Consider the following 21,491-nt stretch of genomic DNA (forward strand, 5'->3'; position numbering starts at 1 on the left):
CTTAAATGAAAATTTATGCACAGAAACAAGGTATTGTTTGTGGCATTAGCTTTACTATCAAGCCTAGCTGCCTTTTCACAAAACAAGCGATTTTCCGGAAAAGTAACATCATCAGAAAAAGGTCCCGTCCCCGGGGTGACCGTCCAGATCAAAAACACAAAAATTGCCACAGCCACAACGGAAGACGGTTCCTTTGTACTCCAGGCTGCAGGAGACGACAGGGTCACCCTCATTTTTTCCTCCATCGGCTTTGAGCAAAAAGAAGTAACCGCCACCGCCGGCGTTCCCTTAACTGTAGAATTAAAAGACGACACCAGGAACCTCAGCGACGTAGTCGTAGTAGGTTACGGCTCTGTAAAGAAAACGGACCTTACTGGTTCCGTCACTTCCCTCAAAGCAGACAAGCTAAAAGAAATTCCCGCAGTAAGTATTGAACAGGCCATCCAGGGCCGCATGGCGGGAGTGCAGGTTCAACAAACATCCGGTCAGCCTGGAGCCGGTATCAGTATCCGCATCAGGGGTGTTTCCTCCATCGCCGGCGGAAATGAGCCACTGTATGTAATTGACGGGCTTCCACAATTCAATGATGATGTACGCGGCGCCAACGGATTGTCCACCATCAATCCTTCAGACATTGAATCCATAGAAGTTTTGAAAGATGCTGCGGCAACAGCTATTTATGGATCAAGAGGTGCCAACGGCGTCGTCATGGTCACCACCAAATCCGGTAAAGTGGGTCAGCCCAGGATCACCTTTGAAAGTTCACTCGGCTTTCAGAAGATCCGCAAGAAGCTAGAAATGATGAACAGCCAGGAATACATTGATTATTCAAAAGCCTTTTACACCAATACAGGCCTGCCTATTCCCACCGATCTCGCAAATGCTTCTGCTGCCATCAACACAGACTGGCAGGATGAAGTATTCCGCACCGCCATTTTATCCAACAACAGTTTAAGCATCGGCGGCGGCACAGAAAGGAACCGCTATTTTATATCTGCCGGTTATACCAACCAGCAGGGAATTGTAATGAACAGCGGATACAAACGAGCCTCTGTAAGAGTGAATGTAGACAGTAAAATAAGTGACCGCTTTAGCGTACAATCCCGCATCATGGCCTCCCGCGCTATCCAGGACGGATTCTCTCCTGCCGCTGGAGATAACATCCGCAACTTTGGTAAATCCGGTGTGGGATCTATCCTCAGATCTATTACGACGGTGGGTGTGTACAATGCAGATGGAACTTATACAGACACTTCTCCCTTCAGCTTCAACGGCATCGATGTAGAAAACCCGGTAGCTGTAGCGAAAGAAGTGCTGGATAAAAACACCACCACCCGCATCCAGGGCGGTCTCGATTTCAAAGCCCAGATCCTGAAAGGTCTTTCCAATACCACCCGCGTTTCCGCAGACTTTTATCATATCCGCCGGGATCTATATTTCCCAAGATTACTTCCCCGTTTAGGAAATGCCATCGGCTCTGCTGAGATGGGCCTTTATGATAAAACATCTGTACTCGCTGAAGACTTCCTGGAATACAAATATGATTTCTCGCACGACACTTATATTGAAGCTATCGCAGGGGTTTCTTTCCAGCGCGATCGTTTTAATTCAGTAGACCTTGCCGCATCCGGCTTTGGCAGTGATGCTTTGAAGAATTACAATTTCAGTTCCGCCAACACCGTCAGCAAACCCTTAACAGATGTAACGGAAAGCACCATTATTTCCGGCTTTGCAAGAGTACGGCTGAACCTGAAAAATAAATACCTGCTCGCCGCGAGCATCAGAAGAGACGGCGCTTCAGTATTTGCAGAGAATAATAAATATGGTGTGTTCCCCTCTGTTTCAGCAGCATGGCGTGTTTCAGAGGAGGCCTTCCTGAAAGAAAGCAAATGGCTGTCTAATTTAAAACTAAGGGCCAGCTGGGGTCAGGCAGGTAATCCTGCTATCAAACCTTACCAGTCGTTATTATTAGGGCGAACCGTGAACACAGGTCAGGGAGCGGGAACAGGTTTGGCAGTTGGGCTTGCACCAACTTTCCCCAATCCTAACCTGAAATGGGAAACCACTTCTCAAACAAACATCGGCGTAGATGCAGGATTCTTAAATGAAAAATTCCGCCTTACTTTCGATTACTATGTTAAAACAACCACAGACCTGTTAGCACTCGTACAATTACCACCTTCCGCCGGAGTAGGCGCTGGTATTGGTTCCGGCCCCGGTCAGATCCTGGATAACGTAGGAGAAGTACAAAACAAAGGATGGGAATTAACACTCGGCGCAAACATTGTGAATACGGCCGATTGGGGATTCTCCGTAGATGTAAACCTTTCGCAGAATAAGAATAAAGTAACAAAGACAAAGGATAATAAAGACATCCCGACAATTGCCGGCGGTAATGATGCATCCGGTGCCAACAGCATCATTCGTGTCGGAGAACCACTCTCTGCTTTCCTTGGTCCTAAATACCTGGGCATGGATAAGAACGGCGTACCCATCCACGAAAATCTGAATGGAGATAAAGATGCAAACGGTGTGGATATCATTAATGCGTTGGATAACCAGATCATCGGGAGCCCCTACCCTGATCTGTATTATGGTATCAACCCCAGCATCCGCTATAAAAAACTCACGCTCACTTCTGTATGGGCTGGCGTAAGCGGATCAAAGATCAACAACTTCGCATTGTTTGAATTAGCCGGTCCCAACATCGTACAACAATATAACAGGATGAAAGCTGCCAGCGAGTTTTATCCGAAACCAAGTCTTGCCGCCAGCAATCAGCACTTCCGTTCCTCCCGTTATATGGAAGACGGATCTTTCTTCCGCATGAGAAATATAAGACTGGATTATAGCTTCAATCTGGGCAACAGCAAAACCGTTAAAAGTCTGAATGTATATGCGAGCGGGCAAAACCTGATCACCTTTACAGACTATTCCGGCTTTGACCCTGAAGTGAACACATTTAATGGAAACGACCGCAGGCAAGGTGTTGATCTGGGATCTTATCCCGCAGCAAAAACCGTGACCTTAGGCTTTAGCATTACTTTTTAATTCTTACTGTTATGAAACGATCTAATATTTATACCATCATTGCTACACTGGCATTCATCATGCTGAGCAATTCTGCCTGCGACAAGCTGCTGGAAGAAAAACCAAAAGCCACCATCGCATTGGGAGACCTGGATCCCATCCTCCTGGAACAAACCATCATTGGTGTATACGAGCCCATGACAAGAAGCCGCGGTCGACTGTGGGAATCTACTGTGGGATTGGGTTTTGAACTCATGGCAGAATATGCGGATGGCGGTTCTGCTCAGCTGAACTGGAGTAATTATAATAACGTGATGAATGGCCCCAACAGCATGGCGCAGCCCTGGACCACTTTATACGAAGCCATTGGAAGAGCCAACCTGCTGATCGTAAACCTGGATGCCAACAGCACGCTGCCAGAGAACCTTAAAAAGTCAGCTTATGGTGAAGCCTATTTTGTACGGGCAGTGTGTTACTACTTTGCCGTACGCGTATGGGGAAAAGTTCCTTTGCGCTTAAAGCCCATCCTCAATTCAAATGATGTGGCATTGGCTTTATCAGAAACAACCGCTATTTACGATCAGATCATCACAGACCTGAAATTTGCGGAAACCGCACTTCCTGCTACCGTAGCAGAATCCAAAGCAGGCAGGGCAACAGCCGGCGCCGCAAAAGTAGCACTGGCAGATGTATATCTTACAAAAGGAGATTACCAGAATGCGCGGGACAAAGCAAAAGAAGTAATGGATAACAAAGCCACTTACGGTTATGATATAGAACCATTGCTAACAACCGTTTTCTCTCCCACCCTCGCCACCAATAAAGAAGATGTTTTCTCGCTGAAGTTTTCGCAAGTACAGGAAAGAGGTAATTTTATGGCCTCCTATTGGGCAGACTCAAGAGCAAAAGCAGCAGGCTTTTCTGTAAGCGGCAACAAGTTCGGCGGTATTATATCCCAGGCACCTTTGATCAGGGACTGGGATAATAATGATCTCCGGAAACAACTAAGTGTGTATAGCAGTTACCTGATCAATGGAGTAGTAACAGCTGCGGAAGTAGAACCGGGGATTTATGACCGGCGGATGGGTAAGTTCAGAGACCCCAACGCCCCCATCGATACCGGAAATGGAAACGACCTGTATTTCTGGCGTTATGCAGACGTACTGCTGATCTTTGCAGAAGCAGAGAACAAACTCAATGGCCCTGCTAATGCTTACGCCGCCGTTAATACTTTAAGAAGAAGAGCTTTTGGTGTAAGTATGACTGTTCCCAGCGCAGTAGCAGACTTACCAGCCGGCCTTACACAAACAACGTTTGACGACATGGTTTTCCGTGAAAGAGGATATGAATTCCTCGGGGAATTCAAACGTTGGTTCGATCTCATTCGTACCGGAAGAGCAGCCACTGTCATTGCAGCAGCAAGAGCGGTTATTCCAACACCGGCAAGGAAACCAGTGCCCACTAAATTTATATTTGCTTTACCGGATGTTGAATTACAAAACAATCCATTAGCCAAGTAAAATAAAAAAAGGGCCAGATCTGCATCTGGCCCTTTTTATTAAAACACTTTGTTCAGTTGTTCTTTAAAGATACTGGTGCCTTCCAGGAGATACATATCTCCATATGCAGACTCCCACAAAGAGAGGAACTCCGCTTCAAGACCATTAGATTGTTTGGGTGGTGATAACTCCTGGTGCCGGATGATGCCATACTCCCGGAAATAATTGATATGTCCTTCCACACGTTCCGGAACACCGCTCAGATCATAACCTTTAACCAGGAGGAAAGGAATATCCTGGATCATCACGATCGGGAATCGCGGCATGGGATATGTCGCTTCCGGAGGTGGAATATCTGGCCGGCCAATTTTAACCGTAGGATAAAATTCTTCCGGGGGAAGTTCAAAAAGCACCCGTAAGATCCAGAAGGCGCCCACGCCATCCAGTGTGTTAACGGGAAGTGCAGCCGTAATTTTTTCTAAGGCTTTTTCTTTTCCCAGCGGGATCAGCATATTCACAACAGCCATCACATCTGCCGGATCGTAAGCCTCAACAGGTGTATGCAACACTTTATTCAACAACTCATTCATAACAGTTAATTTATTTTCTGTTTTCCGGAGGGCCATATACAAACACTTGTATGGACCCAATCATTATGCCATTCGTTTTCAGTTGAAACCAATACATACCGGCATGTGGTAAAGGAAGCGGCGGAACCTCCACTGCAAACTCAATAGGCAGATGAGGATCATTGCCAAAGATCTCCAGCGCTCGTGTATCCAATAATACCTCATGGGTAGTGGCATCCACAAAATGAAGCGTGATAGATTTCTTCCCTATCACATTGGAAAGAGAAACAAAAACACCCACAGACCGGCCAAAGGTAGCAGGAAATGCAGCCACATTCAATTGATGAAAAGTTCCGGCTATCACAAACTTCCCCGTACCATGGTCGCGGTAAATGTGATCTGCCAGCAATAATGCCTGTACTTTGATATCCATGCCTGGTTATTATTGTGGCCCTGCGGAACCATCATGCGTTGGAACCGCGGAAGTAGAATCCCAGGTACCTTGCGCAAAACGATGCAATCTCGCTACGCCCAATCCTGCCGGTTGGGAGAGAGAGGATAATAATCCTCCGGCCTCCGGAGCATTGCCAACAGCAAATCCCTGTGTGGCAGGATCGGTAGTGGTGAAGTAACAGGCAGAAGAAATAGACCAGTGGCCTTGCGTATTATTACCAAAACTTCTGCGTTGCCAGAAGTCATGTGTGCCGCCGGAAGCAGGAGAAATATTCCCGGTTCCGTCCACAGCCCAGGCCTCCCAGTAAAGAGGAGTAAGCCCATCCGGTAATGCATTGCCTGCTGCATCCTGTGCACGTCGTGTGCTATCTATCTCTTGAACGATCCAGCCATTGCGGCCTGATGTATTAAAAGAGATATTCCATTGAAAATGGCCATGATTATTCCACACAGCAGGAAGTGTAGTAGCCGACGAAATATCATTTCCCGCAACCGCGCCAGCAATACCGCCAACCACATTGCCAAAAAAAGTACCAATCGGCCGGCCAACATCACCAATAAATTCTCCTAATGTGCGGCCTCCCACATCTTCTCCCTCCTGGGCGCTGGGATTTAAACCACTGCTGTCACCACCACGTTGAGAAGTTTTACCGGATGCAAAAAAGGGTTGGGTGCTATGCGAAGAAGTAGCGCTGGCCGTACTATTCATAAATTGTTTGGAAGAACGCGAACGGGCAGCATGTGCACTCGTTTTCATAATTCAATTATTTAGTTAGAGTTCGGGGTTTACTTTGGGGTTTGTATGCTTATTAAATATACGGATCTTCCGGAAGTCCTCAAAAAAATCCTCGTTTCCCCTTATTAATCAAACCGTTATCAACCAAAAACGCCTTCGTTAACAAACAATTAACATTCGCGATAGGATATATATAGTTTCTTGGTATTGGTTTAAAAGCCAATTATGCTCCTTCCACCCATTCACGTGAACTATGTGATCCTTGTGATCATTGTGCTTGAGATTGCCGTTTTCTTCAATCAATTGTTGTTCTTTCTTGCGCGTAAACATGAGAAGAACAGGAAGTATCATATGATCCTCACAGCCTTGCTGATCATTTATAACATCTGTGAAAACCTGTTTGTGCTGCCGGATCCATTGGTCCCGATTCCTATCATGTGGCAGAATATCCTCAGTGAAAGCACCGGGTATTTTGTAACCATGTACATTCCCTTTTACTGTTACAAAACACTAGAATTAAAAGTACTGCGCTTTCATGGCCGTTATGGGTTCTTATTCCTCTTAATACCCATCGGATTTTTATTCCTGATCTATTATCCCCTTACCAATAATCTGGCTTTTGTACTCACATACGCATACTATCCTCCTGCCGCTTATGCCCTCTGGGCATTGATATCGGCTTACGTTGCCATTCGCTCAAAGTATAAAGAAGACGGAGACAGGGAGAACTACCGTCAACGGTTATGGATCTTTTATGTTGTTACGGTATGGTGTATTTCTCCTGCTCTTGATGAGTTCTTAACGATTGATAAATGGGTATTAGGCACAATGTTCAATAACGTGAATTTTATAGCACTCAACTCTTTTTTTATCATCCAGTCCGTCAGGAAGTTCATGAATGAGCGGGATCAGCTAGAGGAATTAACAGTAAACTTAAAACAGAAAGTAAAAGAAAGAACTATTCAGCTTGAAAAAGCTAACGAGCAAAGGACCAATGCCCTGGTAAATCTTGTGCACGAAACAAAAACCCCTCTTACCTTAATAAAGAATTACCTGGAAGAGTACATTAATAAGTATGGCTACAAAGAAGAACTAGGCATTGTAAAGAATAATATCGATAAACTGAATAAGGACATCAGTAACCTCTTTGACCTGGAAAGATATAATAAGGGTTTTGAGATCTATAACCACAACCAGATAGCGGACTTCAGTAAGATCCTGAAAGATAATCTGGCATTACTTAAGAACTATTGCCGCAATAAAAACATTACACTGCGGGAGAATATTGCTGAAGACGTATTGATCAAAGCAGACCCGGGCGCCATCAATGGGATCGTCATCAACCTTACAGAGAACGCTATAAAATATACCAATGAGGGAGGTGAAATAAATATCGAATTAACAACAGAAGGAAACAGGATTTTTTTTAGTGTAAGCGATAATGGCATTGGCATCACCCGTGAATTGCATGAAAGGATCTTTGAACCCTATTACCAGATCAATTCAGAAAAAGGTGGGTTCCAGGGAATGGGACTGGGTTTGCCGATTGTTAAAAAAACAGTTACTGATCTGCTAGGGATCATCAACATTGAAAGCAACCCCAAAAAAGACCCTGGCACAAAGATCAAAGTAACCCTGCAAAAACATGAAAAACAAGAAAGTGAAGAGGTGGCGGCCCCCAATTATAATGTGAATAATTATGCCGGCCTGGAAATAAGCAAACTCAGCATTTCAGATTCTCCCTACGATGAAAAAAAACTGACCATCCTGGTTGTAGAAGACAATACGACCATGGTCAGCTATCTCTTCAAGAAACTAAGTGCCAAATATAATGTCACGGTTGCTTACAATGGAACCGAAGCGCTGGTCAAGATGAGGCAATACCCCGCGCTGCCGGACCTGATCATTTCAGATGTGATGATGGATAAGATGGATGGAATGAAATTTGCCAAAATAATCTCAGAAGCTCCTGATTATAAACACATTCCGTTCATATTCCTATCCGCAAAACCCAGCAGCCAGGACAGAGCACAGGGTCTGAGACTTGGCGCGCTGGACTTTATTCACAAGCCCTTCAGCTCTGATGAACTCCTCCTCAAGATTAGCTCCGTACTGGAAAATGCCGCCAAACAGAAGCGCCTGTTATACGACAATGCCTTGAAAGCCCTAAAAACCGGCGGACATCTCGACTTCAAACAAAAGGATAAAGATGCCGAAGTCGCAAATAAGTTTGAGCAAAACTGCAAAACCTATCAGTTAACCCCCCGGGAAATAGATATCTCCAAACTGATCAGCGAAGGTTATTCCTATAAGCAGATCGGCGATACCCTCTTCATCGCAGAAAGGACCGTTAAAAAACACGTCCAGAACATCTTTGAAAAAGTCTCCATCACCAACAAGGTACAGCTCATCAATAAACTGGAATCATAGCCTAAAACCCGCTATGGCAGGCCCCACTACTACTTTATACGCATAAAAATAAGGCGGTATCCTTATTGTTTTTCCCCTGCCACTGGCTGAAATTTGATGTGTATAAACCCAATACCTCAAACTTAAACCCAAAACCAATAGATGATGGCAGCTAACGATATCCTGGACGAACAATCATCAAACGAAATAATGAAATCCATTTTTCGCACCACGTTGCATGAGATCGGTACCCCGATCAATGCAGTTGTATCAGCCTCCCGTTTATTAAAACTGGAACTGGACAATGGAAACACCGAATTCGCACACGAGCTTATCCAGATGATCTTCTCTTCCTCCAATTACCTGCATGAAATATTCGAACGGGTAAGGCTGGCCGCCCAGCAGGAGAACATGCAAAAATTCCAGATGGACGAGATCATCTTTGATTTCAGAAAGTGGGTGGACAACCTCCTGCATTCCATGGCCGCCATGTTTATGGAAAAAGAGATCTCTATCGTGAAACGCGTTTCAGAAGATTTCCCCGCCACCATCTATTCAGATAAAACCTATCTGACCCAGATCATCTATAACATCTTATCCAACGCATTGAAATACAGCCCTAAATCCAGTGGTGTCACCATCGTTTGTTTCGTCCGCGATAAAAACACGGCCTGTATAGAAATAACAGACCAGGGGATCGGCATCCCCACTTCAGAACTACCCCATATATTCAAAGAATATCACCAGATCGTATCCGGCTATAAAACAAAATTTGGGGGAATGGGCCTGGGTTTATCCATTGCAAAGAACTTAACGGAGGTCATGGGCGGAAATATAGAAGTAAAAAGCGAGGTAGGAGAAGGAAGCACCTTCACCGTAACCCTCCCGCTAAAGAAATAAGTCTCGTAGAGACGTTTGGGGAAGACGACGCGATAGCAGAGAAAAGCTATCGATTGAAAGGGCCTTCGATTTTTCGAGGGCCTTTTTGCTTCGATTGTTTATGCTCTTATAAAAAATTTTTCATCGTCGAAATTCCACCGTTTATCGGAGATGTTGAAAAGAAAGGGCGGAATGGTTCATCGATCAGGTCAGAGTTTAGGAGTAATGTCTTTAAAGGATTCGTAGCAACATACTTAGCGGGAAATTGACTAATGGTCTTTTTTATTTCTTCTATATTATTGAGAATTAACCGGTCTTTTTTGTACCGGTCATGAAGGATGTCTTTAACAATAGGGTAGAATTGAAAATAGATTATCAGGATCATGATAAAGAAAACAACGATCATCGCTAAATAGGAGATCTTCATCTTCAAAGGCTGTCCTTCAAATAAAAGAGTGCCAATAGACACTACTGCTCCAAAAAGGAAGAGCAAAAACTTTACAAAAGTTGCTTTAACATTAGGCTTACCGGGGCTATAGTCATCATCATAATCGGCAAGCAGATCTTCATACTTTGGATATGTATCTGCCAGATTTTTGAAGAATAAGATCCTTCGGAATTTTAAATTGAAAGCTTTCGAATATTCATCGATCTCTACACCATACGATTCTTTCATCACGCGTTTATTATAGATGCGGCTGTTATTTATTACAACTTTTGATAAAATGGCGATATTCAGCATGATCAGGATTCCCCATAAAGAGGTGCTTGCCGGATTCTGCGGAAGCCCCCAGAATAATAGATGAACGTTGCCAAACATTACAAAGAATGTCAAAATAACACTTCGCTTTTCTTTAGAATTATAGAAAACGAATAATGATCTGTAATAGGTGGGGTATAGCTTTTTGACGTGTTTCATCACAGCAGTTAAGTGATCTCAATAAATAAGGATGATTGATTTGCCTTACTGCTTAAATGTGGAGTTTTTTCTAAAAAAAAGAGACCATCTTTCGATGATCTCTTTTCCGTGGTGTGAGCCGGGATCGAACCGGCGACACAAGGATTTTCAGTCCTTTGCTCTACCAACTGAGCTACCGCACCATGTACCCCGTTTGTTATGGGGAATGCAAAAGTATGATATTCTTTGAAAAAACAAAAAATTTTATTGAAGAATTTCCTGCCTCGCAACAATTCCATTCCACAATTCATTTCGCCACTCCAAAGCCTTCATTGCAAAAATAGCACTTTCCTCCCATTTCGTTTCATCATCACCGCACAATTCCAGTACCATTTGCTGCGCTAAAATACTATGATGATCTCCATCCACTTCAATATGTCTTTCCAGGTAATAAACAAAGATATCCAGCTTGCCGGGGAACTGCTCATTCAGGTCTTTTACCAGCGAATAGAACATATCCGGGATCAGGTCTTCCCGCCCGTAAGTGAATACAGCGGCCATTAAGTGAGCTTTGCCTGTAGCGATCACCCCAAAAGTGAAGTCCAGGAACCCTTTAACCGAAGGCGGTAGTTTTGCTGTTAAAGCCCCGATAGGTTTGCCTTGCTGCACACCGGAAACCAATTGCAGAATAGCTGTAGTATCAGCACCAGCCTGTTCCATGGCCTTGAGGTACAATTCGAAATGACTAAACCGTTTGCCCGAAGCATCCACATCACTTTCCTCCCCTACTACGATCTCATTGATTAAAAATCGCGTCTCGGGAGAGCCCTTCGGCACCCAGGGCGTCGTTACGCAAGTGAGTTCCTGCTGTAAACCTTTCAACAGGCTCATAAAATCCCACACTGCAAAAACGTGGTGTTCCATAAACAACCGCACGTCCTCCATCGTTTTTAACTGACCGTATAACGGATGTTCCACAATACGGTTGCGCACCTCCGCTATCTGCTGTTCTATCTGTTTAGTTCCCATATTCCACAAGGAATTTAATCCTCACTAGTTTCAATTGTTCCAGGGTATAATTCCCTTCGCTAAGTTCCTCTTTTGCAATCTGCAAACTCGATGTTTCACAACCCTTAAAGTATTCAATGATCTCATCCAGCGCGTATTCATCCAGTTCTTCATCAATACAATAATCCAGGTTCAGTTTAGTCCCACTGGCTACGATCGTCTCCATTTCATCCAGCAGCTGAGGGATGCTCAGTTCTTTGTTCTTAGCAATAGTTTCCAGCGGCATTTTCTTGTCGATGTTCTGAATGATGAACACCTTCAGGCCACTCTTGTTCACCACACTCTTCATCACAAAATCATCCGGTTTCACGATGTCGTTCTCTTCTACAAATTTGGCGATCACATCCACGAACTTTTTACCGTAACGCAGGGCTTTACCTTTACTAACGCCGGAGATCTTTTCCAGTTCCTGAACAGTAGTAGGGTATTGTGTAGCCATATCTTCCAGGGAAGTTTCCAGGAAGATCACAAACGGGGGCAGGTTCTTTTCCTTGGCCACTTTCTTGCGGAGGTCCTTTAACATTTCCACCAGTACAGGGTCTGCAGATGCCTGCGCTTCTCCGGTATTACCATCTTCATCTTCTCCCCCGCCGTCGCTTTCATCAAACTGATGGTTCAGGGAGAACCAGATGGAGAATGGTTTTTTAATGAATTTATGTCCTTTGGAAGTGATCTTCAGGAGGCCATATTCTTCAATATCTTTTTCGATCAATCCTTCCAGCATCATCTGGCGGATGAGGGAATTCCAGAAATGGGCATCGAATTCCTTCCCTTCTCCGAACACCCCCAGCTTATCGTGCGAGAAGGTGGTTATTTGAGGGTTGCTTTGCCCTGTGATGATATTTACTGTGTAATCCGTACCGAAACGCTCCTCAAGCTGCTGAATAGCCTTTAAAACGATAAAAGCACGGTTCTTCACCTCTATCTTTTCTTTCGGATGCAGGCAGTTGTCACATTTACCACAATTCTCGCCTTCGTATTTCTCCCCGAAATAATGAAGGATCACTTTACGACGGCAAACGGAACTTTCTGCATAGGCCACCGTTTCGTTAATGAGCTGTGCCCCCATTTCCCTTTCAGAAAGAGGTTTATCCCGCATCAGGTGTTCCAGTTTCTGTACATCCTTGTAGGAATAGAAGCAAAGACAGATCCCTTCGAGGCCATCACGGCCACCGCGGCCGGTTTCCTGGTAATAGTTCTCCAGGCTCTTGGGTATATTGTAGTGGATCACAAAACGCACATCCGGTTTATCGATCCCCATTCCAAATGCAATAGTGGCAACGATCACCTCTACATCCTCATGCAGGAACATATCCTGCCGCCCTGCGCGGGTGGTGGAATCCAAACCGGCATGGTAGGCAACCGCTTTAATGCCATTGGCCACCAGCATGTCTGCCAGTTCCTCCGTGGTTTTACGGTTGAGGGTATAAATGATCCCGCTTTTGCCTTTGTGCTGGTGGATAAACTTCACGATATCCTTGATCACAAGGTCTTTTTTCCGCTTGGCGCGGATCTCATAATAAAGATTGGGGCGGTTGAAGGAGGAAATATAGATCTCGGGTGTCCGCAATTCCAGGTTCTTTACAATATCGCTCTGCACTTTGGGAGTGGCAGTAGCTGTTAATGCAATGATAGGAAGTTCCGGGTTGATCATTTCTATCATTTCCCTTAAACGGCGGTACTCCGGACGGAAGTCATGCCCCCATTCAGAAATACAGTGGGCCTCATCCACAGCAATGAAAGAGATCTCCAGTTCCTTGAAGAAATCAATGTTTTCCTGTTTTGTGAGCGTTTCCGGCGCCACATAAAGCATTTTGGTCTTACCAGTGGTGAGGTCTGAACGTACTTTTTTAATCTGCGCTTTTGTGAGCGTAGAGTTAAGAAAATGCGCCACGTTGTCTTTACTGCTGTATGAACGGATCAGGTCCACCTGATTTTTCATCAAAGCAATCAACGGACTCACAATGATCGCCACACCTGGAGTCATCAATGCAGGAAGCTGGTAGCATAAAGACTTACCGCCACCTGTTGGCATTATCACGAATGTATCTTTTCCGGAAAGTATATTTTTTATGATCTTCTCCTGGTTACCCTTAAAGGAATCAAATCCGAAATGTTCGTGTAATGCATCCAACAAACTTACCTTTGCAACAGCCATCACATATAAAGTTTAAAACAAGTTATATCTAGAGATATTTGAATAGCGCTGATAGATGAAAAAATTTCAGCATGTATTTTTGGGGGACACGAAATTACTTAAAAAACTAGTTTGTGTCAATATAATTTATATGATCGCTGCCCTTATTTAAAAAATGATAAATTTGTAGCCGTCAGATGAAACAGAAGACTATCGTAAATATTCAGGATACAGCAAAACGGACTATCAGGCTGGAGTCTGCCGCCATTGGGAGTCTGGAGCAATATGTCAACGAGGATTTTGAGCAAACTGTGGAGTTGATTGCCCGAATTAAGGGTCGTGTGGTGGTTACTGGCATCGGGAAAAGTGCCATTATAGCCCAAAAAATAGTCGCAACCTTCAATTCTACCGGTACACCCGCTTTATTTATGCATGCTGCTGACGCCATTCATGGCGATCTGGGGATGGTAACCCCGGACGATGTGGTCATTTGCATCTCTAAAAGCGGGGAATCCCCGGAAATTAAGGTGTTGGTTCCACTGGTACAGAACCTGGGAAATACGCTGGTGGCTATTGTAGGCAAAATGGACTCCTATCTGGCACAGTCGGCACATTTTGTGCTGAACACTACCGTGACCCAGGAAGCCTGCCCCAATAACCTGGCCCCTACTACCAGCACTACAGCACAATTGGTGATGGGAGATGCCCTGGCGGTTTGCCTGATAGAACTGAAAGGGTTCACAGCAGAGGATTTTGCCAAATTCCACCCCGGTGGTACCCTGGGCAAGAAATTGTACCTGAAAGTGGGAGACCTGAGCAAATTGCACAAGGTGCCCACCGTGAAACTTGACAGCTCGTTAAGGGAAGTGATCGTGGAGATCTCTTCCAAAATGCTGGGTGTTACAGGTGTAGTGGATGAGGAAGGCCGCCTGCAGGGCATTATTACAGACGGGGACCTGAGAAGGATGCTGGAGAAAAACATGGATGCCGCCGGCGTAAAAGCAGCAGACATTATGAGCAGGAATCCAAAAACCATCCAGCAGGATGAACTGGCGGTAAATGCCCTGGAATTAATGAGAGAGTACGATATAACGCAACTACTGGCCATGAAAGGTGATCAGTATCACGGAATTATACATTTACACGATTTAATCCGAGAAGGAATTATTTGAGCGATGACATCTTTAAACAATCATTTTTACGTGGCCATCATGGCCGGAGGGATTGGTAGCCGCTTTTGGCCTTACAGCCGTACGGATTACCCCAAACAATTTCTGGACATCCTGAACACAGGTAAGACCCTGTTGCAATGGACCTATGAACGGTTCACCCAGTTTATACCAGCCGAAAACATTTTTGTGGTTACACACCATAACTATGCTTCCACGGTAGCCAAACAACTGCCCTCATTGCCCCAGGACAACATCGTGAGCGAACCCTCCAGGAAAAATACGGCACCTTGTGTGGCATATATCTCTCACAAGATCCATAAAAAGGACCCCAAGGCCAGCATCATCTGTGCGCCTGCGGATCACCTGATCATGGATCCTACCCAGTTTACCAGCACCTGCCTCAATGCCCTGTTGTTTGCACAAAAGAACAATGCATTGCTCACCCTGGGGATCAAACCAACCCGTCCGGATACCGGCTACGGGTACATTCAATATGAAACCCAGCAGGTGGCAGACAATGTGTACCAGGTAAAGACCTTCACGGAAAAACCAAATCTGGAACTGGCTAAAACCTTCCTGAAAAGCGGGGACTTCCTCTGGAACGCAGGCATTTTTGTCTGGAATGCCAAAAGCATCCTTCAGGCATTTGCCACTTACCAGCCGGAAATGGATGAGCTGTTTGTACAGGAAACGGCATCACTGAATACCCCCGCAGAGAAAGAAGTGATTGAAAAGATCTACTCCCAGTGCACCAATATCTCTATCGATTATGGTGTAATGGAAAAGGCCAGTAACGTGTATGTTATTCCTTCCAACTTTGGCTGGAGCGATCTGGGTACATGGGCTTCCGCTTATGAGAACCTGGAAAAAGATTATCTGGGCAATGCGGTACAGGGAAAGAACGTAATGGTGATAGATGCCACCAAATGTATGGTGAAAGCGCCCAACGATAAACTGGTATTATTACAGGGCTTGGACGACTTTATCGTTATCGATACGCCGGATGTCCTGATGATCTGCAAGAAAGAGAATGAACAGCAGATCAAGGAATATGTTGCAGAAGTGAAGCGGCACAAAGGCGAGAAATATTTATAAATAAAAAAGCCGGAAGCGATAAACTTCCGGCTTTTTTTATGAAAAGATCTTAAGAAGCTTTAGCTCCTGAAGCGCCTATTGATTGCCCCACATGGCAGGTATGTTCATGGAAAGTAACTACACCTGTTTCCACATCGTACATAGCACCTATAATACCCAACTCCCCACTGTCTATCATTTCTGCAATGATCACACTTTGTTCAAGGATCGCTTGTACAGAACGTTCTGTATGAATATTCGTAACGGCCTCCACAAAAGCGTGATTTTTAGAAGTCCGGTTTTCTTTGATCGTTTTTTCCTGGAAAATAGCAGGCCGGATCTTGCCCAGCAGGCCGGTAAGGTTGCCCATTTCCACATGATCGCAAGCGCCTTTGATTGCTCCGCAATTCGTATGCCCCATCACCACAATCATCTTGGAGCCCGCCACTTTGCACGCATATTCCAGGCTGCCCAGAACGTTTTCCGTAATAACGGCGCCGGCCAAACGAATACTGAAAATATCTCCCAATCCCTGATCAAAGATCAGTTCAGCAGAAGTGCGGGAGTCCATGCAACTCACGATAGCAGCGAAGGGCCATTGCCCTTCTGCGGTCTGGTTCACTTGTTGTAAAAGGTTCCGGTTGATACGAAGGTTGCTAACAAATCTTTCGTTGCCTTCGCGGAGCAGCTGTAAAGCTGTTTCAGCCGTGAGGCTGCTTTGAGTAAGTGATGTGTGTGCTTTCATTGCTACAATATTTTTAATCATTGATTTTTTAATTAGCGGATAATTCTTTCAGAAGGTCTTTGTGCGTGCCATTGGTAATAACACTTACCGGCTTTTCTTTTTCAGGACTTTCCATAAAAACATGTTCCGTGTTGTTGATCTTATAAGCTTCTTTGAATCCTTTGAGCACCACTTTTATTTTTTGCTGCGGGGCTTTGATCTGCGTAAACTCGCGGATGATCTCCAAAACATCCTGATCTATATAAGCAGTTTTGCTCGCGTCGATCACCACTGTGGAGTTTTCCGGTAACTTATCCAGCGTTAAAAGAATGCTTGCTTTGTTGAGGAAACTCACTTCCTGCGCCAGTTCCAGGCGGATCAGATCTCCCGTGCGGTATTTTTCTTTATGGAAGAAATAAGGACTCTTCATATTTCCCCATAAAAGGAAAAGAACACTCACGCCCAATCCTACGCCAACACCGATCAGCAGGTCCGTGAATACGATCACCACAACCGTAACACCAAATGGTATCCACTGATACTTCCCTTTCTCAAACATCTTCTTAAATACAGATGGTTTGCAAAGTTTATAACCAGTTACCAGCAGTACTGCAGCGAGCGTGGCATATGGAATTTTGTTCAGGAGCGTCGGTATCAGTGCCGCACAGATCAGCAGCAACGCACCATGAGCCATGGTGGCCAATTTAGTTCGTCCGCCGGAATTGATATTGGCAGAAGAACGAACGATCACCGAAGTGATAGGAATACCACCGATCAAACCGCTCACCATGTTAGCAATACCCTGCGCTTTTAATTCGCGGTTAGGAGAAGAGTAACGTTTCAACGGATCTAATTTATCCGTTGCTTCCAGGTTCAACAGGGTTTCAATAGAAGCCACCACCGCGATGGTTGCTGCTACTACCCATACTTTACTGTTTGCCAGTTCGCCAAAGTTGGGAACGGTGAATTGCCCAACGAAGTCATTGAAGGTTGCTGCAACAGGCAGTGTTACCAGGTGACTTTGCTCAAGGCCCAATACAGAACCAGAAGATAAGAACAACTGGTTAATACCAACGCCAGCCAGCACTGCAACTAATGGTGCGGGCACTACTCCCACTTTAGGGATCTTATTCCAGTATAGAAGTATAGCGATGGAAATAATAGTGATAATGACCGCTCCAAAGTGAATATGATTCAGCGTGCTTAATAAAGCGGTGAAAGAATTCTCCCCGTCCGTCTGGATAAAAGCCATGTCACTGATGGTATCAGCATCATATCCAAAAGCATGCGGTATTTGTTTGAGGATGATGATAATACCGATCGCAGTAAGCATTCCCGTAATAACGTTGGATGGGAAATAATTGGCCACCGCTCCTGCTCTCAAAAAGCCCAGGATCAACTGGAACATACCAGCTATAACAACCGCCAGCAGGAAAGATTCAAAATTACCAAGTGTAGCGATGGCGCTCAGCACAATAGCTGTTAAACCGGCTGCAGGGCCACTTACACTCAAATGAGAACCACTAAAGAAGCCAACCACCAGACCACCAACAATACCCGCAATCATACCTGAAAAGAGAGGGGCGCCGGAAGCCAGGGCAATGCCTAAGCACAATGGAACAGCGATCAGGAATACGACCAGCCCGGCCGATAGATCACCTTTAATGTTTGAAAAAACAGCAGTCTTCTTGCTCATAGAAATCGTGATTTGATCAGATTCTACGCATAATCCCCGGTCTCACAGTGCATGCTTCAAAGGCATTTGCTGGCAAGGTGGTTCATTGCTAAAGCCCGGCATTCCGCACCACAAAATTGCTTTGCCCAAAATGGCAAAAACAGTTGCGGCAATCATAACGGAACCCCAAAGCGTCAGGCAGTGATACAGGATCAGTGCGTGATCTGGTAGTAGTACAGTAAAAAAAGGAATTGAAACTTGTGCGCTACGGCATAGCACACAGATGAGTGATAATTATCCGATGTAATTCGGAGGAGGGGTTTGGATTTCCTGTATGGGACTGGCAGGAATATCCTCGTGATAACTATAAGATAAAGTACGCAGGAATAACTCAGGGTTGAGTTCAGTTTCCTGGTCTGCATACTTGTGTAAATTTAAGTCGTTGGGGGAAAGCTTTAATGTTTTAGACATACAGCCACCATCCACGTGCTCTTCCACGATCTGATTATTAAACAGCAATTTCCCCACTTGTGCAATGGGTAGCAGCTGGACACACATCAAGCTGATAAAAAATATACTGATTAATTTCTTCAAATGACTTCGTGTAAAATTTACGTTGAAGCAAAAATACTCATGGAAATCCACAATTCATATTATCCTGGGTCAAAGAATTGTTAAATACATCTTAATTAATTATAAACCCGGCACTTACAGTTGATAAACGGCCGTAAATACTTCATCCTTTCCTATTACCGCTCATCACAAAGCCAAAATGCCTTAAAAATAGAAAGAGGTTAATAATCAATTGCTTAAGTAAAAACCGGTAATGTTCTAAGCAAGTTATTTTGCATTAAAGAGTATTCGGCATTGCATAGTAGTAAATTCTTTCTATCTTTGTATCGTGAAGTTGATGATAAACCATCAAAACGCCATTACAAAAAGATATTTAAAAGCTCACTTGCCATGAATATAGATAACACGCAATCACAGATGAGAAAAGGGGTGCTCGAGTTTTGCATCCTCTCCATCATCAAGCAAGGCGAGGCTTATCCTTCAGACATTATCGAAAAAATGAAAGAAGCAAAGCTGGACATCCTGGAAGGGACATTATATCCGCTTTTGACTCGCCTCAAAAATGCGGAACTACTCACTTATCGCTGGGTAGAAAGCAGCTCCGGGCCACCACGTAAATATTTTTCCATGACAGAAAAAGGAGAAGCTTTTTATCTGGACCTGGAAAATACATGGAACGAACTGGCTAACGCTGTACACGCACTAACATTACCTCATTCCAATCCCATCCAATAATATACATCCAAGACCTAAAACCTAAAATCAGAAATTAGAGATGAAAAAGATTATCAACATAAACTTGTCCAGCCGCCTGATCCCCATAGAGGACAGTGCTTATGAGATCTTGCGGCAGTACCTGGATAGCCTCAAACGCTATTTCTCGCAAGAGGAAGGTGCCGAGGAGATCGTTGGAGATATTGAAAGCCGGATAGCGGAAATTTTTCAGGATAAGATCCGCAAAGGCGCACATTGCATCACAGATGAAGATGTGCAGGCCATCAAAACCTCTATGGGTACGCCGGAACAATTCGCAGACGAACCGCTTAATAATACAAAGGAATCTAAATCCCACGCCAGCAACGAAAGCTATGCTTCTTATGCCCGTCCGCGGAAACGCTTTTACCGGGATCCGGACAGTAAAGTACTCGGTGGCGTATGTAGTGGTTTAGGTGCTTACTTTAATGTAGACCCGATCGTTTTCCGTATCGTGTTTGCCCTCATGGCCGTTGGCCTCTGGGGTGGCGGTATCCTCCTTTATTTTATCCTCTGGTTTGCAACACCCGAAGCCGTAACTGCCGCTGAAAAGCTGGAAATGCGCGGGGAGCGGGTGGATCTGAATAATATTAAGGCAACAGTGCAGGAAGAAATGAACACCTTCCGCTCCCGCATGGAAAGAATGGGAGACGATGTCAAAAATTTTTCAGAGGGCCGCGGGAAACAGTTCGGTAGAGATGCCGGTACTGCAATTGAAGGGTTTTTCCGGGGACTGGCAAATGTTATCGCATTTGTTGCAAAAGGGTTTTTCCTTTTCATCGCAGTCGTAATACTCTTTACAATAGTAGTTGGTCTGATCGGAGCAGCTGCATTTTCCGCGGTCCTTTTCCCAATTAAAGACCTGGTTTTTGATGCCGGAACGCAAAGCCTGCTCTTCTGGCCTGCTATCTCATTGCTCATTGGTATTCCCGTGCTTGCGATCATCATGTTCCTCGTAAGGAAGATGGCTGGCATCAGGCAAACCAACAAATATGCTGGTTATACCTTAGGCTTCTTCTGGATCTTAGGAGTGGTATTATCCATCTGGCTGGCCATTTCCGTATCAAGGGACTTCAACGGGCCCACGATCAGAGAGTCTGAAAGTTTTGCTTTGACACAACCGTCTGGTGGCAGATTGATCCTTGAAAAGGATCAGGATATGCTGGATCTGGACGATACGAATATATTTGATGGTAAACTGCGGGTGGTGGATGATACCGCCATTATCGGACACATCCGCATCAATGTAAAGAAAAGTAATACAGATAGTTTTGCCGTAGAAGTGGAAAAAAGCTCAATAGGCCGCACCGTAGCGCAGGCTAAGATGCTGGCCCGTGAGATCCAGTTCCAGATGAAACAGCAGGACTCTGTATTACTTATTCCTTCAGGGTTTTCCATCCCACGTAATTCCATCTTCCGCAACCAGACCATCAAGCTAACCATTATGGTGCCTGTAGGAAAGAGCCTTGTAGTTGATAGAGAAGTATGGAATTACTACCGCTGGGATCGCAACTGGCGCAACGAATGGTGGGATAACCGGGATGGAGACGACTGGGATAATAATGATCAGATCAACATAAAAATGAATACAGACGGTTGGGAAAAGAAGGTAAAAGAAGAAGAGCGCAAAGAAAGATCTGTAAAGGATTCCCTTCAGAACAATTACCAATATAAAGGGCCTGATCAGCAAAACACCACGCCTGTAGAGGATAGTAAAGAAAAAGACTCAGCGGCAAAAGACAAGAAAAATGTGGCCGTGAGTTTCGTGAATTTCCTCTTCAGGAGCACCTTTTAACCTAACATTCAGATAATAATCGTCACAATAAGTTTAGTTTCACAAAT

At 44.7% G+C, this 21,491-nt stretch carries 17 protein-coding genes and 1 tRNA gene; 8 read left to right on the top strand and 10 right to left on the bottom strand.

What is annotated here, in order from left to right; translation table 11 throughout:
- The first annotated feature begins 15 nt into the window (after positions 1-15).
- Both GFS24_RS15365 and GFS24_RS15370 read left to right on the top strand, forming a co-directional pair.
- The gene (locus tag GFS24_RS15365) at positions 16-3,051 is read left to right on the top strand and encodes a TonB-dependent receptor (protein WP_153660672.1); all 3,036 of its coding nucleotides are present in this window, start codon (positions 16-18) and stop codon (positions 3,049-3,051) included.
- Positions 3,052-3,062: 11 nt separating this feature from the next.
- On the top strand, positions 3,063-4,550 hold the full coding sequence (locus GFS24_RS15370) for a RagB/SusD family nutrient uptake outer membrane protein (protein WP_153660674.1): 1,488 nt from the start codon (positions 3,063-3,065) through the stop codon (positions 4,548-4,550).
- 38 nt (positions 4,551-4,588) lie between these two features.
- Here GFS24_RS15370 and GFS24_RS15375 read toward each other — a convergent pair whose 3' ends face one another.
- Genes GFS24_RS15375 through GFS24_RS15385 form a run of 3 tightly spaced genes read right to left on the bottom strand, consistent with a single transcriptional unit; the run spans position 4,589 to position 6,308 of the window.
- Complete coding sequence (locus GFS24_RS15375) at positions 4,589-5,119, bottom strand: hypothetical protein (protein ID WP_153660676.1); 531 nt, start codon at positions 5,117-5,119, stop codon at positions 4,589-4,591.
- 10 nt (positions 5,120-5,129) lie between these two features.
- Positions 5,130-5,531: a hypothetical protein gene (locus GFS24_RS15380; RefSeq protein WP_153660678.1), complete on the bottom strand. Its 402-nt coding sequence runs from the start codon at positions 5,529-5,531 to the stop codon at positions 5,130-5,132.
- Between the two features lie 9 nt (positions 5,532-5,540).
- Positions 5,541-6,308 carry a hypothetical protein gene (locus tag GFS24_RS15385; RefSeq protein ID WP_153660680.1) on the bottom strand — a complete coding sequence of 256 codons (768 nt, stop codon included), beginning with the start codon at positions 6,306-6,308 and terminating at the stop codon, positions 5,541-5,543.
- A 204-nt stretch (positions 6,309-6,512) separates the two neighbouring features.
- Between GFS24_RS15385 and GFS24_RS15390 the strand changes: the two genes are divergently transcribed.
- Together GFS24_RS15390 and GFS24_RS15395 are read left to right on the top strand one after the other, a co-directional pair.
- Positions 6,513-8,717: an ATP-binding protein gene (locus GFS24_RS15390; protein WP_153660682.1), complete on the top strand. Its 2,205-nt coding sequence runs from the start codon at positions 6,513-6,515 to the stop codon at positions 8,715-8,717.
- A gap of 144 nt (positions 8,718-8,861) precedes the next feature.
- A complete protein-coding gene (locus GFS24_RS15395; RefSeq protein ID WP_173003092.1) occupies positions 8,862-9,596 on the top strand; it encodes a HAMP domain-containing sensor histidine kinase in 735 nt (244 codons plus the stop codon).
- A 106-nt stretch (positions 9,597-9,702) separates the two neighbouring features.
- Here GFS24_RS15395 and GFS24_RS15400 read toward each other — a convergent pair whose 3' ends face one another.
- The 4 genes from GFS24_RS15400 to recQ all read right to left on the bottom strand — a co-directional run bounded on the left by GFS24_RS15400 (position 9,703) and on the right by recQ (position 13,699).
- A complete protein-coding gene (locus tag GFS24_RS15400; protein ID WP_153660686.1) occupies positions 9,703-10,494 on the bottom strand; it encodes a hypothetical protein in 792 nt (263 codons plus the stop codon).
- Positions 10,495-10,603: 109 nt separating this feature from the next.
- Positions 10,604-10,676, bottom strand: a tRNA-Phe gene (locus GFS24_RS15405).
- A gap of 61 nt (positions 10,677-10,737) precedes the next feature.
- On the bottom strand, positions 10,738-11,502 hold the full coding sequence (locus GFS24_RS15410; RefSeq protein WP_153660688.1) for a DUF3050 domain-containing protein: 765 nt from the start codon (positions 11,500-11,502) through the stop codon (positions 10,738-10,740).
- Positions 11,492-13,699 (bottom strand): DNA helicase RecQ, encoded by a 2,208-nt coding sequence (recQ, locus tag GFS24_RS15415; protein ID WP_153660690.1) that lies wholly within the window; start codon positions 13,697-13,699, stop codon positions 11,492-11,494. The genes GFS24_RS15410 and recQ overlap by 11 nt, the downstream gene beginning before the upstream one ends.
- Before the next feature lie 176 nt (positions 13,700-13,875).
- Between recQ and GFS24_RS15420 the strand changes: the two genes are divergently transcribed.
- Together GFS24_RS15420 and GFS24_RS15425 are read left to right on the top strand one after the other, a co-directional pair.
- Positions 13,876-14,850 (top strand): SIS domain-containing protein, encoded by a 975-nt coding sequence (locus GFS24_RS15420; protein ID WP_153660692.1) that lies wholly within the window; start codon positions 13,876-13,878, stop codon positions 14,848-14,850.
- A gap of 3 nt (positions 14,851-14,853) precedes the next feature.
- Positions 14,854-15,945, top strand: coding sequence for a mannose-1-phosphate guanylyltransferase (locus GFS24_RS15425; protein ID WP_153660694.1), 1,092 nt, complete (start codon positions 14,854-14,856; stop codon positions 15,943-15,945).
- Positions 15,946-15,994: 49 nt separating this feature from the next.
- Here the strand turns inward: GFS24_RS15425 and GFS24_RS15430 are convergent, their stop codons facing one another.
- The 3 genes from GFS24_RS15430 to GFS24_RS15440 all read right to left on the bottom strand — a co-directional run bounded on the left by GFS24_RS15430 (position 15,995) and on the right by GFS24_RS15440 (position 18,881).
- Positions 15,995-16,669 (bottom strand): carbonic anhydrase family protein, encoded by a 675-nt coding sequence (locus tag GFS24_RS15430; protein WP_153660696.1) that lies wholly within the window; start codon positions 16,667-16,669, stop codon positions 15,995-15,997.
- A 28-nt stretch (positions 16,670-16,697) separates the two neighbouring features.
- Complete coding sequence (locus tag GFS24_RS15435; protein WP_153660698.1) at positions 16,698-18,344, bottom strand: SulP family inorganic anion transporter; 1,647 nt, start codon at positions 18,342-18,344, stop codon at positions 16,698-16,700.
- A gap of 273 nt (positions 18,345-18,617) precedes the next feature.
- Positions 18,618-18,881 (bottom strand): hypothetical protein, encoded by a 264-nt coding sequence (locus tag GFS24_RS15440; protein ID WP_153660700.1) that lies wholly within the window; start codon positions 18,879-18,881, stop codon positions 18,618-18,620.
- A gap of 405 nt (positions 18,882-19,286) precedes the next feature.
- Between GFS24_RS15440 and GFS24_RS15445 the strand changes: the two genes are divergently transcribed.
- Positions 19,287-19,631: a PadR family transcriptional regulator gene (locus GFS24_RS15445; protein WP_153660702.1), complete on the top strand. Its 345-nt coding sequence runs from the start codon at positions 19,287-19,289 to the stop codon at positions 19,629-19,631.
- A 40-nt stretch (positions 19,632-19,671) separates the two neighbouring features.
- Positions 19,672-21,444 (top strand): PspC domain-containing protein, encoded by a 1,773-nt coding sequence (locus GFS24_RS15450; protein ID WP_153660705.1) that lies wholly within the window; start codon positions 19,672-19,674, stop codon positions 21,442-21,444.
- Positions 21,445-21,491: the final 47 nt, after the last annotated feature.

It is taken from the genome of Chitinophaga sp. SYP-B3965, assembly GCF_009647655.1.
Taxonomy (GTDB): Bacteria; Bacteroidota; Bacteroidia; order Chitinophagales; family Chitinophagaceae; genus Chitinophaga.

Excerpts from the sequence above, each read along its gene's own strand:
- GFS24_RS15410 (WP_153660688.1), bottom strand. The coding sequence starts at position 11,502 with ATGGGAACTAAACAGATAGAACAGCAGATAGCGGAGGTGCGCAACCGT.
- GFS24_RS15450 (WP_153660705.1), top strand. The coding sequence starts at position 19,672 with ATGAAAAAGATTATCAACATAAACTTGTCCAGCCGCCTGATCCCCATA.
- GFS24_RS15365 (WP_153660672.1), top strand. The coding sequence starts at position 16 with ATGCACAGAAACAAGGTATTGTTTGTGGCATTAGCTTTACTATCAAGC.
- GFS24_RS15430 (WP_153660696.1), bottom strand. The coding sequence starts at position 16,669 with ATGAAAGCACACACATCACTTACTCAAAGCAGCCTCACGGCTGAAACA.
- GFS24_RS15395 (WP_173003092.1), top strand. The coding sequence starts at position 8,862 with ATGGCAGCTAACGATATCCTGGACGAACAATCATCAAACGAAATAATG.
- GFS24_RS15385 (WP_153660680.1), bottom strand. The coding sequence starts at position 6,308 with ATGAAAACGAGTGCACATGCTGCCCGTTCGCGTTCTTCCAAACAATTT.
- GFS24_RS15380 (WP_153660678.1), bottom strand. The coding sequence starts at position 5,531 with ATGGATATCAAAGTACAGGCATTATTGCTGGCAGATCACATTTACCGC.
- GFS24_RS15445 (WP_153660702.1), top strand. The coding sequence starts at position 19,287 with ATGAATATAGATAACACGCAATCACAGATGAGAAAAGGGGTGCTCGAG.
- GFS24_RS15440 (WP_153660700.1), bottom strand. The coding sequence starts at position 18,881 with ATGTGTGTCCAGCTGCTACCCATTGCACAAGTGGGGAAATTGCTGTTT.
- GFS24_RS15375 (WP_153660676.1), bottom strand. The coding sequence starts at position 5,119 with ATGAATGAGTTGTTGAATAAAGTGTTGCATACACCTGTTGAGGCTTAC.
- GFS24_RS15435 (WP_153660698.1), bottom strand. The coding sequence starts at position 18,344 with ATGAGCAAGAAGACTGCTGTTTTTTCAAACATTAAAGGTGATCTATCG.
- GFS24_RS15390 (WP_153660682.1), top strand. The coding sequence starts at position 6,513 with ATGCTCCTTCCACCCATTCACGTGAACTATGTGATCCTTGTGATCATT.
- GFS24_RS15370 (WP_153660674.1), top strand. The coding sequence starts at position 3,063 with ATGAAACGATCTAATATTTATACCATCATTGCTACACTGGCATTCATC.
- GFS24_RS15420 (WP_153660692.1), top strand. The coding sequence starts at position 13,876 with ATGAAACAGAAGACTATCGTAAATATTCAGGATACAGCAAAACGGACT.
- recQ (WP_153660690.1), bottom strand. The coding sequence starts at position 13,699 with ATGGCTGTTGCAAAGGTAAGTTTGTTGGATGCATTACACGAACATTTC.
- GFS24_RS15425 (WP_153660694.1), top strand. The coding sequence starts at position 14,854 with ATGACATCTTTAAACAATCATTTTTACGTGGCCATCATGGCCGGAGGG.
- GFS24_RS15400 (WP_153660686.1), bottom strand. The coding sequence starts at position 10,494 with ATGAAACACGTCAAAAAGCTATACCCCACCTATTACAGATCATTATTC.